Source organism: Lentzea sp. NPDC036955 (assembly GCF_055608005.1).
Window position 1 is genome coordinate 171,093 of the sequence record NZ_JBVJRC010000009.1, and the last position, 16,340, is coordinate 187,432.

8 protein-coding genes are annotated in these 16,340 nt (G+C 73.2%); 6 read left to right on the forward strand and 2 right to left on the reverse strand.

Annotation, left to right across the window (positions count from 1 at the left end):
- Window positions 1–21 precede the first annotated feature (21 nt).
- Genes ACZ7CF_RS30095 through ACZ7CF_RS30120 form a run of 6 tightly spaced genes read left to right on the forward strand, consistent with a single transcriptional unit; the run spans window position 22 to window position 13,618 of the window.
- Complete coding sequence (locus ACZ7CF_RS30095; protein ID WP_470371150.1) at window positions 22–3,609, forward strand: DUF4132 domain-containing protein; 3,588 nt, start codon at window positions 22–24, stop codon at window positions 3,607–3,609.
- On the forward strand, window positions 3,606–7,436 hold the full coding sequence (locus ACZ7CF_RS30100; protein ID WP_470371151.1) for a WGR and DUF4132 domain-containing protein: 3,831 nt from the start codon (window positions 3,606–3,608) through the stop codon (window positions 7,434–7,436). Before ACZ7CF_RS30095 ends, ACZ7CF_RS30100 begins: the two co-directional genes overlap by 4 nt.
- Complete coding sequence (locus ACZ7CF_RS30105; RefSeq protein ID WP_360392849.1) at window positions 7,433–8,503, forward strand: ATP-binding protein; 1,071 nt, start codon at window positions 7,433–7,435, stop codon at window positions 8,501–8,503. The genes ACZ7CF_RS30100 and ACZ7CF_RS30105 overlap by 4 nt, the downstream gene beginning before the upstream one ends.
- Entirely contained in the window at window positions 8,503–10,719 is a 2,217-nt protein-coding gene (locus ACZ7CF_RS30110) for a DUF5682 family protein (RefSeq protein WP_470371152.1), read from the forward strand. The genes ACZ7CF_RS30105 and ACZ7CF_RS30110 overlap by 1 nt, the downstream gene beginning before the upstream one ends.
- The gene (locus ACZ7CF_RS30115) at window positions 10,716–11,819 is read left to right on the forward strand and encodes a VWA domain-containing protein (RefSeq protein WP_360392843.1); all 1,104 of its coding nucleotides are present in this window, start codon (window positions 10,716–10,718) and stop codon (window positions 11,817–11,819) included. Before ACZ7CF_RS30110 ends, ACZ7CF_RS30115 begins: the two co-directional genes overlap by 4 nt.
- The gene (locus ACZ7CF_RS30120; RefSeq protein WP_470371153.1) at window positions 11,816–13,618 is read left to right on the forward strand and encodes an SWIM zinc finger family protein; all 1,803 of its coding nucleotides are present in this window, start codon (window positions 11,816–11,818) and stop codon (window positions 13,616–13,618) included. The genes ACZ7CF_RS30115 and ACZ7CF_RS30120 overlap by 4 nt, the downstream gene beginning before the upstream one ends.
- 94 nt (window positions 13,619–13,712) lie before the next feature.
- Here ACZ7CF_RS30120 and ACZ7CF_RS30125 read toward each other — a convergent pair whose 3' ends face one another.
- A complete protein-coding gene (locus ACZ7CF_RS30125; RefSeq protein ID WP_470371154.1) occupies window positions 13,713–15,104 on the reverse strand; it encodes a BTAD domain-containing putative transcriptional regulator in 1,392 nt (463 codons plus the stop codon).
- Window positions 15,105–15,123: 19 nt separating this feature from the next.
- Entirely contained in the window at window positions 15,124–16,044 is a 921-nt protein-coding gene (locus ACZ7CF_RS30130; protein WP_470371155.1) for an ArsR/SmtB family transcription factor, read from the reverse strand.
- Between the last annotated feature and the right edge of the window lie 296 nt (window positions 16,045–16,340).

Below are 16,340 nucleotides of genomic sequence, written 5' to 3' on the forward strand. Positions count from 1 at the left end.
ATTGGACTCAGGGGGTACGGCGTGCGCAGGTGGGAGCTCGTCTCCGGTGGCTCGGCGAAGTTCTGGGAGGTGGAGCTGACCGGGTCGGCGGTGACCGTCCGCTTCGGACGCCTCGGCGCCGCCGGGCAGACCCAGACCAAGGAGCTCGCCTCGGCGGAGGCAGCCGCGGCGCACGTCGCGAAGCTGGTGGCGGAGAAGGAGAAGAAGGGCTACCGCTCCACGTCGGCTGCCTCTCCCGACGCCGTGCAGCCCGGTGCCGCACCGTCGACGTCCAGCCGGCCCGCAGCCACTACAGCGCACACCACCGGCCATTTGACGGCCACTGCGCCTCTCGGCCAACCTGCCGCACAGCCCGCGGCTGCCACCCCCGCTCCGTCCCAGCCGAGCACCGCCCCCACCTCCACGCCTCCTTCCCCACCGCCCGTGGTGGACGAGGACACCTGGAGGATGCCGAAGGCGTGGCTGCGCGAGGCCATCCGCCAGCGCGGCTTCGACCCGGCGCCCGAGTTCACCCTCGACCCCGAGCTCGCCGCCACCGCCCGCGCCCGCGCCGCGGACCAGGTCGCCACCTCCGACCGCCTCCTCGCCGCCGAGGACTCCCACCCCGACCTGGTCGAGGCCACCCGCGAGCACCTCGCCGGCCGGCACAACCCCGTCGGTGCCGCCTGCGTGGCCGCCATGACGGCCAAGGACGTGGCGACGGTGCACCACTGGATCGCCGACCACGGGCTCGCGTTCGCGGTGGAGGCCGTGGTCGAGAGCCTCGGCATCCAGGCCGGCAGCAAGTGGCTGCCCCAGCGGAGCGCACCCAGCGAGCCGCACCTGTACCGCTACGGCGCCGCTGTCCACCCGCGGGTGGACAGCACGACGGGCCGGATGCTGACGACGACCCGGTACGCGCTCGCCGTGGCCGACGACGCGGAGCGCGCGGAGGCCGAAGCCGTCCTGGAGCGGTTGAGCACCCCCGACACGGAGTTGGTGCGGGCCTACCTGGTGACGTGGCGGGCCGACTGGTTCGACCGGGCGTGCCGGGCGCAGTCCGGGGCGAGCTGGTGGATGACGATCTGCAGCGCCAGCACGCTCGACGAGGTCGACCGGTCGCACGCGTCGCTGAACACGGGGACGACGGTCCTGTACACGGCGGTGTACGTGCTCGGACCGGCGGTCGCGCCGCTGCTCGCCGCCGACCTCGACAGCACCTACCAGCGGTCGGACCGGCGCAAGCAGGCGTTGAGGGTGTTGCAGCAGCTGCCGTGCGACGAGGCGTTCACGGCCCTGCTCGACCGGCTGGACACCAAGTACGTGCGGCCGGCGCTGCTGGCGGCGATGGCGGCGTTCCCGCGACGGGCGGCCCGGCTGCTGGGTGAGCGGGCGGGCAGCGACGCGGCCGTGCGGCAGCTGCTGACCGCGCACCTCATGTCGCACCCGTACGTCGAGGCTCCCGAGGGGTTCACCCCCGTCGAGACCGACCAGGTGCCGGAGGCGCCGGCCGAGGCGTTGCCCGCGGTGCTGGCCGCACCGCCGTGGCTGCACCGCAAGCCGCCGGTGAAGCCGGTCGTCGTGGCGGCCCTGCCGGTGCCAGGGCCGTCGGTGGTGTGGGCGCCGGGTGAACGCCCGGAGTGGCTCCGCGAGGGCTACTGGACCACCTACCAGACCTGGCAGGAACTCCTGGTGGAGTTCCACGAGCGCAAGATCGCCTACCGCGCGCGGAACCTGTTCGCGCTGGCGCCCGAGGAGGTGGTGCGCCCGCTGCTGGCCGACTGGAACCCGAACACGGGCTGGGGTGCCGAGCTCACCGGCAAGATGCTGGCCGCCCGGTTCGAGCTGGACGCGCTGCCGCCGCTGCTGCGGATGGCCGAGGCGAACTCGAACAACGCCGTGGTCCTGCTGCCGTTCGCCACGCCCGAGGTCGCGGCGCTGATGGCGGACTGGTTCGTGCGGCTCAAGCAGGTCCGCAAGGTCGCCCTGGAGTGGCTGGCCCGGCACCGCGAGACGGCCGTGCGCCTGCTCGTCCCCGCAGCGCTCGGCAAGCCCGGAGCCGACCGCCGCGCCGCCGAGGCGGCGCTCCGCCAGCTGCAGAACACGGGCGTGGACGTCGTGGCCGCCGCGCCCAAGGCGGCGGCGGAGGGTCTGCGCGCCCTGCTGTCCGTCGACCCGGTCGACGTGCTGCCCGCGAAGCTGCCGGCCATCGGCGAGTGGGCCGACACCCGGCTGCTGCCGCAGGTGCTGCTGCGCGACCGCAAGCAGGCCCTGTCCGCGCAGGCGGCGAGCCACCTGCTGATGACGGCCGCGCTGTCCAAGCCCGGCGACGTCTACGCGGGTCTGCTGTTCGCCCGCGAACAGCTAGACCGCGACTCGCTGGCGGAGTTCGCGTGGACGGTCTTCCAGCGCTGGCTGGAGATCGGTGCCCCGTCGAAGGAGGGCTGGGCGCTGACCGCGCTCGGCTGGTTCGGCGACGACAGCACGGTGCGCGCGCTCGCGCCGTTGATCCGCGCCTGGCCCGGCGAGAGCCAGCACACCAGGGCCGTGACGGGTCTGGACGTCCTCGCCGACATCGGCACCGAGGTGGCGCTGTCGCACCTGAACAGCATCGCGGAGAAGGTCAAGTTCAAGGCCCTCAAGACCCGCGCGCAGGAGAAGGTCTCGCAGATCGCCGCCGAGCTGGGCCTGTCCCGCGACCAGCTGGCCGACCGCCTGGTGCCGCGTCTGGGCCTGGACGACGAGGCGTCGCTGGTGATCGACTACGGCCCGCGCCAGTTCCGCGTCGGCTTCGACGAACAGCTCAAGCCCTACGTGCTGGACCCGGACGGCAAGCGCCGCAAGGAGCTTCCCAAGCCCGGCGCGAAGGACGACCAGGACCTCGCCCCGCTGGAGCACAAGCGCTACGCGGGGTTGAAGAAGGACGTCCGCACGATCGCGGCCGACCAGATCCACCGCCTCGAACGCGCCATGGTCGACCAGCGCACCTGGACCGCCGCGGAGTTCCACGCGGTCCTCGCCGCGCACCCGCTGCTGTGGCACATCGTCCGCCGGCTGGTGTGGATCACCGACGAGGGCCTGTCGTTCCGCCTCGCAGAGGACCGCACCCTGGCCGACTCCGGCGACGACGAGGTCACCCTCCCCGAGACCGCGACCGTCCGCGTGGCGCACCCGGTGCAGCTGCGCGACTCGGCGGACGCGTGGGGCGAGGTGTTCGCCGACTACGAGATCCTCCAGCCGTTTCCCCAGCTCGGCCGCCCGCTGCACGTCCTGCCCGAGGGCGAGGACCTCCTGCCGCACCTGAAGAAGTACAGCGACGTGCCGTACCCGGTGGGCAAGATCCTCGGCCTGACGAAGAGGGGCTGGGTCCGCGGCGAACCCCAGGACGCCGGCGTCGAGTGCTGGATCACCCGCCCCCTCCCCGCAGGCGGCGCCCTGGTGGCGTCGCTCGACCCCGGCATCGCGGTCGGCGCGGTCGACGTCTTCCCCGAGGTCAAGTTCGACGACCTCTGGTACTCCCCCGACGGCCGGGGCTACTGGTCCGCCCAGCAGAATGCCTCGACCGCGGTCGAGGTCGACGCGATCACGACCTCCGAGCTGCTGTCCGAACTGGAGTCCCTGCAGTCGTGAACACGAACCAGAGGAGCACCGCGGTGCGCAGGTGGGAGCTGGTCTCCGGCAGCTCGGCGAAGTTCTGGGAGGTCGACCAGAACGGCACGGAGGTGACTGTCCGCTTCGGACGGATCGGCACGGCCGGCCAGACCCAGGTCAAGGACCTCGCCGACGAGGCGAAGGCCACGGCCCACGTCGCTAAGCTGGTGGCGGAGAAGGAGAAGAAGGGCTACGCCGCCGTCGGCACGATGGCAGCCACGGCGCCCACGGGCGGCACGGCACCTGCACTCGGCACGGCACCGACAGTCGGCACGGCACCGGCTTCCAGCGGCTCGGCCCAGTCCAGCGCTGCGCAGCCCGCAGGCGCACAGCCTGGCGCTGCCCAGCCCAACAATGCTCAGCCCGCTGCAGCCCAGCCCACCGCGACCCAACCCGGCGCCGCCCAACCCAGCGCTGCCCAGCCGACCGCTGCCCAGCCAGGCGCTGCCCAGCCCGCAACCACCCCGTCCTCCACCACTTCCACCCTGTCGGCCTCGCCCACCCCACAACCGGCCGTCTCCACCTCCTCCCTCTCCGATGCTCCGACCGGCGCCCCAACCAACGCCCCGACCGACACCTCGACCGACACCCCACCTCCCGCCGTCGACGAGGACGCCTGGGAGATGCCCAAGGCCTGGGCCCGCACCGTGATCCGCCAGCGCGGCCTGGACCCGGCCCCGGAGTTCACCCTCGACCCCGCCCTCGCAGCCAAGGTCCGCCGGCAGTTCGCCGACAACGCCGAGCTGATCGACCGCGCACTGGCCGGTGCGGCCCCCGACCTCGTCGAGGCGACCCGCCGGCACCTCGCCGGTCAGCCCAGTCCCCTGGGCGCGGCGGCGGTCGCGACCATCACGTCGTCCGGTCAGCCGGTGGTGCACGCGTGGATCGCCGACCACGGCACGGCGTTCGCCGCCGAGGCGGTCGTCGAGTTCATGGGGCTGACGTTCGCCGACGAGTGGAACGTCAGGAAGGCGACCTGGGGCAAGGCCTGCCTGCACCGGGTGACCGACGGTTTCCACGCGGCGGCCGACACCGCCGAGGCCAAGATGCTCATCGCCGTCCGGTACGCGCTCGCGGTCGCGGACGACGCGGAACGGGCCGCCGCCGAGACCGCCCTGGAGGAGATGGGCGCGACGGGCCGGGTGAAGGAGCTGCGATCGTTCCTGGTGCCGGAGCGGTCCGACTGGTTCGCCGAGGTCTGCGCGCTGCCGCACACGTCGAGCAAGTGGTGGATGCTGCCGTGCACGGCGCGCAGCTACGAGGACTTCGTGCGTGCCGAGGCGTCGCTGACCAACTCGGCGTTCGTGCTGTACACGGCGGCCTACGTGCTGGGGCCGGCCATCGCACCGTTGCTGGCGCAGGAGCTCGACGAGGAGTACGGCTGGGCGGACGGCCGCAAGCAGGCGGTGAAGGTGCTCGCGGTGCTGCCGACCGATGAGGCGTTCACGGTCCTGCTCGACCGGTTGACCGCGAAGTACGTGCGTCCCGCTGTGCTGTCGGCGATGGCGGCGTTCCCGCGGCGGGCGGCCCGGCTGCTGGGGGAACGGGCCGGGCGCGACGACGAGATGCGCCGGCTGCTGACCGCTCACCTGATGTCGCACCCCGAGCTGGAGGTGCCGGCCGAGGTCCGGGCGGTGATCGCGGAGCACGAGGTGGACGTGTGGCCGGAGGCCGAACCCGGTCAGCTGCCGCCGCTGCTGGCGGCGCCGCCGTGGCTGGACCGCAGGCCAGCGCCGAAGCCCGTGGTGCTGACCGGCCTGCCGCTGCCGGCGCCGTCGGTGCGGTGGGAGGACGGTGAACGCGACCAGTGGCTGGAGTCCGGCCGCGAGTGGATCACCGCCCACCACAGCTGGCGCAAGCTGCTCAAGGACTTCAAGAGCGGCAACATCGGCTACTACGACAACGACCTGTTCCTGGCGGCACCCGAGAACGAGGTGCGGCCGCTGCTGGCGCAGTGGACGCCGAAATACACCTACAGCGTCGAGGAGTGGGGCAAGCGGATCGCCGCGCGGTTCGAGCTGGACGCGGTGCCGCCGTTGACGCTGCTCGCGCAGTCCACTCCGGGTGCCGGTGGCGTGGTGCTGGTGCCGTTCGCCACGGCCGAGGTGGCCGTGGTGATGGCCGGGTGGTTCGCGCGGACCAAGCAGCCCCGGCGCTGGGGGCTCGCGTGGCTCGCCCGGCACCGTGAGCAGGCCGCCCGGCTGCTCATCCCGGTGGCCGCGGGCAAGGCCGGTACCGCCCGCCGTGACGCCGAGGCGGCCCTGCGGCACCTGCACGGACTCGGGGTCGACGTGGCGGGACTCGCCGCGGAGTGCGGTGCGCAGGCGGCGGTCGACGCCGTGCTGTCGGTCGACCCGGTGGACGTGCTGCCCGCGAAGCTGCCGGTGATCGGCGAGTGGGCGGACACCCGGCTGCTGCCGCAGGTGCTGCTGCGCGACCGCAAGCACGCGCTGTCCCCGCAGGCGGCGAGCCACCTGCTGATGACGGCCGCGCTGTCCAAGCCCGGTGAGGTCTACGCCGGGCTGCCGGTCGCGCGTGAGGCGCTCGATCCCGCGTCGCTGGCCACGTTCGCGTGGGCGGTGTTCGAGCAGTGGCACCGGTCGGGTTCGTCCAAGGAGAGCTGGGCGCTGCACGCGCTGGGCTGGTTCGGCGACGACACGACGGTGCGCGCGCTGTCGCCGTTGATCCGCGCCTGGCCGGGTGCCAGCCAGCACGCCAGGGCGGTCGCCGGTCTCGACGTGCTCGCCGACATCGGCACCGAGGTGGCGCTGTCGCACCTGAACAGCATCGCCGAGAAGGTGCCGTTCAAGGGCCTCAAGACGCGGGCGCAGGAGAAGGTCTCGCAGATCGCCGCAGAGCTGGGGCTCTCGCGGGAACAGCTCGCGGACCGGCTGGTGCCGCGCCTGGGCCTGGACGACGCGGCGTCGCTGGTGATCGACTACGGCCCGCGCCAGTTCCGCGTCGGCTTCGACGAACAGCTCAAGCCCTACGTGCTGGACCCGGACGGCAAGCGCCGCAAGGACCTGCCCAAACCGGGTGCCAAGGACGACCAGGACCTCGCCCCGGTGGAGCACAAGCGGTTCTCGGCGTTGAAGAAGGACGTCCGCACCGTCGCCTCCGACCAGATCCAGCGGCTGGAGCGGGCGATGGTCGACCAGCGCGCGTGGACGGCCGAGGAGTTCCAGACGGTGCTCGCCGCGCACCCGCTGCTGTGGCACATCGTCCGGCGGCTGGTGTGGCTCACCGACTCGGGGCTGTCGTTCCGCCTCGCCGAGGACCGCACGCTCGCGGACTCGAACGACGACGAGGTGGCGCTGCCCGCGGACGCGACCGTGCGGGTCGCGCACCCGGTCGCGCTCGGCGACTCGCTGGCGGCGTGGGGCGAGGTGTTCGCCGACTACGAGATCCTGCAGCCGTTCCCGCAGCTCGGCCGGCCGCGGCACGTCCTGCCGGCCGGTGAGGACCTGTTGCCCCGCTTGAAGAAGTACTGCAACACGCCACACCCGATCGGCAAGGTCCTCGGGCTGACGAAGAAGGGCTGGGTCCGCGGCGAGCCGCAGGACGCCGGCGTCGAGTGCTGGATCACCCGGCCGTTCCCCGGCGGCGGAGCGCTCGTCGCGTCGCTCGACCCCGGCATCGCGGTCGGTGCCGTCGACGTCTTCCCCGAGGTCGGTTTCAGCGACATGTGGTTCTCCCCCAGCGGCCGCGGCACGTGGTCCGCGCCCAAGGACGCACCTCGCTCGTACGAGGTCGACCCGATCACGACCTCCGAGCTCCTCTCCGAACTGGAGTCCCTTCAGCCATGACCAGCACCCAGACGATGCAGCGCCCACCGGCCGAGGTCCGCTACGCCGACGAGCTCGCCCGCCTGCGCGACTCCGACACCGCGCCGAAGCCGCCGGGCTGGGCGCTGAGCCTCGAAGCCGCGCGGCGGTTCGTCGTCGGCGACGAGAAGCGCGGTGTCAGCAAGAAGTTCGTCGGCGACCCGTCGCTCGTGGACCGGGCGCTGGTCACGCTCGCGACCAGCCGCGGGCTGATGCTCGTCGGTGAGCCGGGCACGGCGAAGTCGCTGCTGTCCGAGCTGATCGCGGCGGCGGTGTGCGGCGAGTCGACGCTCACGATCCAGGGCGGCGCGGCGACCACCGAGGACCAGATCAAGTACTCGTGGAACTACGCGCTGCTGGTGGCGGAGGGACCGTCGCCGCGGTCGCTGGTGCCGGCGCCGATGCTGCGGGGCATGGCCGAGGGCAAGGTCGTGCGGTTCGAGGAGATCACCCGCTGCCCGCTCGAGGTGCAGGACTGCATGCTGTCGATGCTGTCGGACCGGGTGATGGCGATCGGGGAGCTGAACGGGCCGGACGGCATGGTGTTCGCGCAGGACGGGTTCAACGTGATCGCCACGGCGAACACGCGCGACCGCGGTGTCAACGAGATGAGCGCGGCGCTCAAGCGGCGGTTCAACTTCGAGACGGTGTTCCCCATCGCGGACTTCGACACCGAGCTGGCGCTGGTCGAGCAGGAGGCCGCGAAGCTGCTCGACCGGTCCGGTGTGCAGCTCGCGCCGAAGCGGGACGTGCTGGAGGTCCTGGTCAGGACGTTCCGGGACCTGCGGGAGGGCAGCGACCGGCTCACCACCGTCATGAGCACCGCGGAGGCGGTGTCGGTGGCGCACGCGGTCGGGCTGCGCGGGTGGTTCCTGCGCGGTGAGCAGGGGTCGGCGGCGGACGTGGTCGAGTGCCTGGCGGGCACGGCGGCCAAGGACAACGCCGAGGACCTGGCCCGGCTGCGGCGGTACCTGGAGCAGCACGCGCCGCGCCGCAAGGGCAAGCAGTGGCAGGAGCTGCACCGCGCCCGGCACCTGCTGCCCGGCTGATGGGGGCCGTGTTCGTCGGCGTCCGGCACCACAGTCCCGCCTGTGCCCGGCTGGTCGCTGCCACCATCTCCGCGCAGCAGCCGGCGTACGTGCTGATCGAGGGCCCCGCGGACTTCAACGAGCGCATCGACGAGCTGCTGCTGGGCCACGAGCTGCCGATCGCGTTGTTCAGCTACTCCGACGAGCACGCGTCGTGGGCACCGTTCTGCGACTACTCGCCGGAGTGGGTGGCGATCGCGGAGGCACGCCGCTGCGGGGCGGAGGTCAGGTTCATCGACCTGCCCGCGTGGCACAGGGCGTTCCGCGGCGTCAGCAACCGGTACGCCGACGCGGAGCTGCGCTACACCGAGGTGGTCGAGCGGCTGTGCCGGGAGTTCGCGGTCGACAACGTCGACGTGCTGTGGGACCACCTCTTCGAGTCCGTGCAGGACCCGCGGGGGCTCGTCGAGTACTTCGACCTGCTGCGCGGCACGGCCACGGCGGACGAGGGCGACTCGGCGCGCGAGGAGTACATGGCGCGCTGGGTTCGGGCCGCGGTGGGTGAGGCCGGGGACCGGCCGGTCGTCGTGGTCACCGGTGGTTTCCACACGCCCGCGCTCAGGGCGATGCTCGCCGCCTCCCCCGGGGACGACACCGCCGAGTGGCCGGAGGTGCCCGAACGCGAACGGGGCGCCAGCTACCTCGTGCCGTACTCGCACGCGCGGCTGGACGCGTTCACCGGCTACCAGTCGGGCATGCCGTCGCCCGGCTACTACCAGCAGGTCTGGGAGCAGGGTGCGCAGCGGGCGGCGGACTGGCTCGTCGAGTCGGTGGCGACGCGGCTGCGGCGCAGGCAGCAGCCGGTGTCGACGGCCGACCTGATCGCCGCGCGCACGCAGGCCGGGGCGCTGGCGCGGTTGCGCGGGCACGAGCAGCTCGCGCGCACGGACGTGCTGGACGGCCTGACCAGTGCGTTGATCTCCGAGGACCTGACGCAGCCACCGCCGTGGTCGCGCCGGGGCACGCTGCAGCCGGGTGCGCACCCGGCGCTGGTCGAGATGCTCGGCGCGCTGCGCGGTGAGCAGGTCGGCCGGCTGCACCCGAGCACACCGGCGCCGCCGTTGGTCGGCGCCGTGCAGGAGCTGTTGCGCACGCACGGCCTCGACCACGAGGGCACGCTGTCGCTCGACCTCACCGAGCCGCGGTCGCTGGAGCGCAGCCGGGTCCTGCACCGCCTGCGGGTGCTGCGGATTCCCGGTTTCCACCGCACCAGCGGGCCGGACCGGGGCGCGGCACCGGTGCTGGAGGAGCAGTGGGTGCTGCGGCCGGCGGAGGAGCGGCTGGCGGCGTTGATCGAGGCCGCCGAGCACGGTGCCACGCTGCCGGAGGCGGCCGGGGCGGTGCTGGAGCGGCGGGCGAGGCACGCCCAGTTGCAGGAGCTGGCCGTGGTCCTGTTCGACGCGGTGCTGTGCGGCATCTCCACGTTGTCGGGCAAGGTCAAGGAGGCGCTGAACGAGGGCGTGCGGGAGACCGGTGACCTCGCGGCGCTGGGCCACGTGCTGAGCGGTGTGCTGGGGCTGTGGCGGCACGACCGGTTGTTCGGCACGGCGAAGGACCCGTTGCTGGGCGCGGTGGTCGACGCCGGCACGACCAGGGTGCTGTGGCTGGTCGAGGGCCTGCACGGCGGGCCGGCCCCGGCCGACCCGGACCGGTTGCGGGCGATGGCGGCGACCAGGGACGCGGTGCTGCACGCGAAGTCCGCGCTGTCGCTCGACATCGCGGACGTGACGGGCGTGGCGACCAGGGTGAGCGAGGACGTGCAGGCGCCACCGGACCTGCGCGGTGCCGCGCTCGGGCTGGCCTGGTCGCTGGGTGCGCAGCCGGACGTGCGCAAGGTCAGGACCGTCACGGCGCTGGGCGACTGGCTCGCCGGGCTGTTCGCGGTGGCGCGCGAGGAGGTGCTCGCGAGCCCTGAGCTGGTCGGTGTGCTGGACGAGCTGGTCAGCGCGATGACCGAGGAGGAGTTCCTGGTGGCGCTGCCCGCGTTGCGGCTTGCCTTCGGCTACTTCCCGCCCAGGGAACGGGAGACGATCGCGGCGACCGTGCTGGAGCACCGCGGGGCCGACGGCGACGCGCGCGCCGTGACCCGGCTCGACACCGACCCGGTGCTCGTGGCGGAGGCGCTGGCGGTGGAACGGCGGGTCGACGGGCTGCTGGTGAAGGGCGGGCTGGCATGACGGACATGGAACGCTGGCGGCTGATCCTCGGTGAGCCCTCCGCGCGCTGCGCCGGGGGTCTGCGGGGCGAGGCGGCACGAAGGGACGCGGCGCTGGAGTGGCTCTACGGGCGTGATCCCGAGCTGGCCCAGCGCGGTGTGCGCAAGGGCGGCAACCAGGACTCGGTCGTGCAGACCGTCGACTGGCTGGACGAGGTGCACGCGCTGTTCCCGAAGGAGACGGTGGAACGGCTGGAACGCGACGCGGTCGAGCGGTACGAGATCACCGACATCGTCACGGACCCCGAGGTGCTGCAACGGATCGAACCCAACGCGGCGTTGCTGCGCGCGGTGCTGCGGACCAAGCACCTGATGAACCCGGCCGTGCTCGCGATGGCCCGCAAGATCGTCGAGGCGGTCGTCCGGCAGCTGGTGGAGAAGCTGAAGACCGAGGTGCGGCAGGCGTTCAGCGGCACGCGGTCGCGGCGGCCGAGCATCCACCGCAACTCGCGCAACTTCGACTTCCGCGCCACGATCAGGGCGAACCTGCAGCGCTACCGGCCCGACGAGCGCAAGCTGTCGATCGAGCACGCGAAGTTCTTCTCCCGCAACCGCAAGCACATCGAGCAGTGGCAGGTGGTGCTGCTGGTGGACCAGTCCGGGTCGATGACCGGCTCGGTGATCCACTCGGCGGTCACCGCGGCCTGCCTGTGGGGTCTGCCGGGGCTGCGCACGCACCTGATCGCGTTCGACACGAACGTGGTGGACCTGACCTCGGACGTGACCGACCCGGTCGAGCTGCTGATGAAGGTGCAGCTCGGCGGTGGCACGGACATCGCCAAGGCCGCCGCGTACGGCGCCGGGCTCGTGGACAGCCCGCGCAGGGCGGTCGTCGCGATCATCAGCGACTTCTACGAGGGCGGCAACCCGGAACGCCTGGTCCGCGTCGTGAAGGACCTGTGCGAGCAGGGCACCCACGTGCTGTGCCTGGCGGCGCTCGACGAGCAGGCGAACCCGGACTACGACCGCGTGCTGGGCCAGCGCCTGGCGAACGCGGGCGCCCACGTCGGCGCGATGACCCCTGGCGAGCTCGCCGAATTCGTTGCGGAGAAACTCAGGTGACCAGACCCGACCTGCTCGCGCTGACCCCGGACGCGCTGGCCGCGCTCGCCAACCGCGGGCTGGTGAAACGCGCGGTCAAGGAGCTCGACGCGGGAGTCGTGCCCGCGCTCGACACCGACCCGGCGGGCACCGTCCAGGGGAAGTTCCCGGACGGCACGACCACGACGCTGCCGCCGAACACCGCGCTCGACGCGGCGCGGTGCAGCTGTGGCGCGGCCGGTGTGTGCCGCCACCGCATCGCGGTGGTGCTCGCCTACCAGCGGACCGGGCCGGCGAGCGCACCGGTCGAGCTGTGGTCGCCGGGCGCGGTGACCGACGAGGACCTGACGGCGTTGATGGGCGAGCGCACCCTGCGCCGCGCCCGCCGGGCGTTCCAGGCCGGGTACCGCGCGAAGCTGCGCCGCCCGACCGCGGAGGACCAGACGGCGCAGGCGGAGCTGCCGACCTGCACGGTGACGTTCCTGGTGCCCGGCGACCTGTCCTACGTCCACACCGACGCCGTCCACCGCGAGGAGGCCACGGCACTGGCGGTGTGGGCGTTCCGCGCGGCGGACGCCACCGGCGCGGACACCGTGGACGTCGGCGGATCTCCCACCACGGCAACGGATCTGACCGCGGTCACCGACCTGCTCGACCAGCTCCTGCTCGACGGTGCCACGAACGCGAGCGAGGTCCTCGACGCCGCCTGGCACCGCCTGCACCGGGACCTGACCGCCCAGCGCCTGCACTGGCCGGCCGCGGTGATCGCGGACCTGCTCGCCCAGCTCACCGCCTACCGCACCCGCAGCGCCGACTACGCGGCCGAGCAGTTCGCCGCCCTGCTCACCGAGCTGCACGCCCGCACCACCGCGACCGGTCCGCGCGCCGAGGTCCTCGGCTTCGACGAGCCAGCTGAAACCCCGCTGCGCCGCGTCCGCCTGACCGCGCTCGGCGCCCGCCGCCGCACCGAGACCACCGCCGACGTGTACCTCGCCTCGGGTGACGTGGTCCTGGTCCAGCGCGACACCCCGCTGCGCACCGCTGTGCGCCTGGCCGCCTCGAACGTCGTGTCCGAGTCGGCGACCCGCAGCGCCAGCCGCGTGGTGACCCTGAAGACCAGCCGTGTCGCCAAGACGTCCCTCACCCCGGTCGGCACCGCCTGGGACGACCTGCCGCTCCCCTTGGTCGTCACCGACTACCCCGCCACCGCCGCGGCCCTGGCCGACCTGCCACCCCGCCAGGTCCGCGCCCGCGTCGAGGCGGAGCTGGTCCGCGCCCTGCACATCACCGAGGTGTCGGACGTGGCGTACGACCCGGCCGCGCAACGCCTGACCGCGACCCTCCACAACCCGACCGGCACCTGCCGGCTGGAGGCCGCTCACCGTGCCGTGGCACCACACGCGCTCGACGCCCTGGCCACCGCCCTGCGCTCTTCACCGACCACGATCACCGGTTCCGTGCGCCGCCACCGCGGCACCCTGGTGATCGACCCGCTGGCCGTCCACACCGAGTCCGGTGTCGTGGTCCTGGACCTGGCCACCGGCACCGCACCCCAGCAGTTACCGCCGGGTGACACGACCGCGGACGCGCTGACCGCGGCCATCGACAGCGCGCTGACGGTCTCCTCCGAGGCAGCGCACCGCGGCCTCGACCACCTGTCCCCGAGCCTGCTCGCCCGCACCCGCGAGGTCGCCGCCCACCTGCACCGCCTCGGCCTGCGGACGGCGGCGGCACGCCTGACGGCCTTCGCTGACGGGCCGAGCTCGCAGACCTGGGTCGCCGCGCACCTCAGGCTGCTGGTGACGGCCGACGCCCGCTGACCGGCGCCAGGGGGCGGCTCGGGAGGGCAGGCGGGAGATTGAGCAGGGCGAGGCAGAGCTGACGGCAAGGCGCGGTGCGGGTCGAGCGGCCTGTCTACCCGCCAGACCCGCTGGACGCAGCGGACGTGGACGCTGTCGGCACGGCCTGAACCGCTGGCACGGCCTGAACCGTTGGCACGGCTTGGTCCGCTGGAACCGCCCACACGACCGGCACCGTCGCCGCGACGACAGCGGAAGGAGCACCAGCGCCGACACGCCCGGCCGTCGCCTTCGGCCCCGCCGCGACCCCCACTCCGCCCACCGACGCCGTCGGGTCGATCCGGTGTGCCAGCAGGAAGTCCGCCTCCGCCTCCACCGCCCGCCCGAGCCGTTGCAGCACGAACCCCCGCAGGTGTGCCGCCCGAGCCGCACCCCAGCCGCCCAGCGCCACGCCGCGCGTGTACGCCTCCACGGCTTCCTCCAGCCGCCCGCAGGCGACCAGTGCGTCGCCGCGCAACGCCCACGTGCGGTCGTCGCCGGGGCTCAGGGCGACCAGTTCGTCGGCGTGGCCGACCGCGCGTTGGCCCAGGCCGATCGCCAGGTGCGTCTGCACGAGGAGGGCGTGGAGGGCGTAGGCCTCGTCGGCCCACGCCAGGCGGTCGAACTCCGCCTCGCCCGGTGCGACGGAGGTCAGGCCTTCCACGGCCCGGCCGAGCAGGCGGTGGGTTTCCACGATGTCGCGCCGCACGAACGGGATCGTGGCGACGGCCCGGTGCAGGCGGACCCGTGCCAACGCGTCGGAGAAGCCCGCGTGCGGCAGTTCCGAGGCGGCCCTCATGGCCAGTGCGGCGGCCGCGTGCAGGGACGTCGAGTCCACTCCGGTGGCCGCGGCGCGGAACACCACGAACAGGGCCAGGTCCCGCCGGGTGGCGGCGGGCAGGCCGGAGCGGGCGCCGCGCAGTGCGAGCGCCTCCACGGCCGGGGCGGGCAGGTGGCAGCGCAGGACCGCGAGCTGTTCCGCGGCGAACTCGGCGGCGAACGTGTGGTTGCGCGCGTCGGCCACGGTCAGGCCGATCACGGACGCGGCGCGGTGCGGGTAGCCGAGGCGCAGGAACAGGTCGCAGGCCACCCGGCGTTCGGCGGGGCGCAGCGACGGCTCGCCCGCGTGGGCGTGCACCCGCCACCACAGTTCCGAGGCCAGGTCCACCGGGAACGTCGTCATGTCGGCGCCGGCGCCGTCCAGGCGGCCCCGGCTGGCCGCGGTCAGCAGCCGCAGCTGGGCCGAGGGTGGCGGGGAGAAGCGGGGTACGGCGGCGGACTCGCCGGCCACGAACGCGCGCGCCATCGCGTGTGTGATGCGGGCGTGCAGGGCGGACGTCGGCACGGGGTCGGTCAGGCCGGCGTAGACGCCGCACGCGACGGGGACGTCGGCGGTGAGCAGGGCGCGCAGGCGGGTGGCCAGCGCGCGTGGGCTCGGGTCGGTGCGGTACCGCGGCAGCACGGTCATGCGGGCCTCCCGGTGGCGGTCAGGTGAGCAGTTCCCAGCCGCGCCTGGTCAGGCGGTGGCGGACGGAACGGCCGTTGCGGTGGGTCGACACGAAACCGGCGGTGCGCAGTGCGGTCGCGTGCTGTGAGGCGGTGGGCAGGCTGATGCCCACGTGCCGGGCGAGCTCGGTGGTGGTGCGTTCGGACGTGAGGGCGCGCAGCACGAGGGTGCGGGTGCGGCCCAGGGCCAGCTCCAGGGAGGCGCCGCCGGGCTGGGGTGTGGCGACCGGGTAGAAGAGCAGCGGTTGTGGTTCCGCGAACATCGACACGGCCGGGCGGGTGAGGCCGTGCAGCACCGGGACGATGAGCATTCCGGTGCCGCGCAACGAGATCTCGGTGTCCCAGGCGAGCTCCACGTGCAGGGCGGGTGCGGTCCAGGAGATCGACGGGTGCAGGTTGCCGAGCAGGTCGCCCAGGCCGCCGGTCACGGCCTGGCTGGACCGCAGCCGCACCTCCGCGTCGAACGCCTGGCGGGTTTCCGGCCAGTCGTGCTCGATCAGGTCGCGGTAGCCGGCGTTCAGCGCCGCGCGCAGGTCCTGGCGCGAGGTGGGCGTGCCCGCGGCGAACGAGCGCAGCCACGGCGAGGTGGTGCCGAGCATGGTCGCGATCTGGTCGCGCACGCGGGTCGCGGGCACGTCGAGCACCTGGCGCACGGCCTCGTCGAAGTCGGCGCGCGCGGAGTTGAAGAAGTCCGGGATGAACCGCCCCGGTCGCACGAGCTCGGCGAGCGGGCGGATCTGCGGCAGCAGCAGGCGGTCCCAGTTGCCGCTGTGCACCGTGAACACCAGTTCGTACATCGGCAGCGGGGCCGGTGCGAAACGGGTGCGCGCGAGGTCTTCCAGCTCGAAGAGAATGGTCAGTCCACGTCCCTTGGGCGCGGATTCGGACAACACGATCGGCATTTGCGTTCCCCCCGGAGTGCAAGCACTTCCGACGGTACGCAGATTTCGTTGTCCGGTCTCAGAGTTGTTCCGGTGTACAACGATCGGTGGACAATGTCAGACCGGCGGACCGCCCTGCTCGACAAGCTCGAACAGCAGGTCACGGGTGTCGTCGCGGTTCAACGACCGCCCTGCGGAAGATCGGCGGGCGTCACCCTGTCGAGTGCATCGGAATGAGTCGGCGCAGCCCGTCTGAATCGATTTGCCGGTGCGCTGGCTGAACTTCGGGAACGGCCAGGAGCGCGACGCGGTCGTTC

Coding starts and splice junctions, on each gene's coding strand:
- ACZ7CF_RS30125 (WP_470371154.1), bottom strand. CDS start 15,104: ATGACCGTGCTGCCGCGGTACCGCACCGACCCGAGCCCACGCGCGCTG.
- ACZ7CF_RS30110 (WP_470371152.1), top strand. CDS start 8,503: ATGGGGGCCGTGTTCGTCGGCGTCCGGCACCACAGTCCCGCCTGTGCC.
- ACZ7CF_RS30130 (WP_470371155.1), bottom strand. CDS start 16,044: ATGCCGATCGTGTTGTCCGAATCCGCGCCCAAGGGACGTGGACTGACC.
- ACZ7CF_RS30105 (WP_360392849.1), top strand. CDS start 7,433: ATGACCAGCACCCAGACGATGCAGCGCCCACCGGCCGAGGTCCGCTAC.
- ACZ7CF_RS30115 (WP_360392843.1), top strand. CDS start 10,716: ATGACGGACATGGAACGCTGGCGGCTGATCCTCGGTGAGCCCTCCGCG.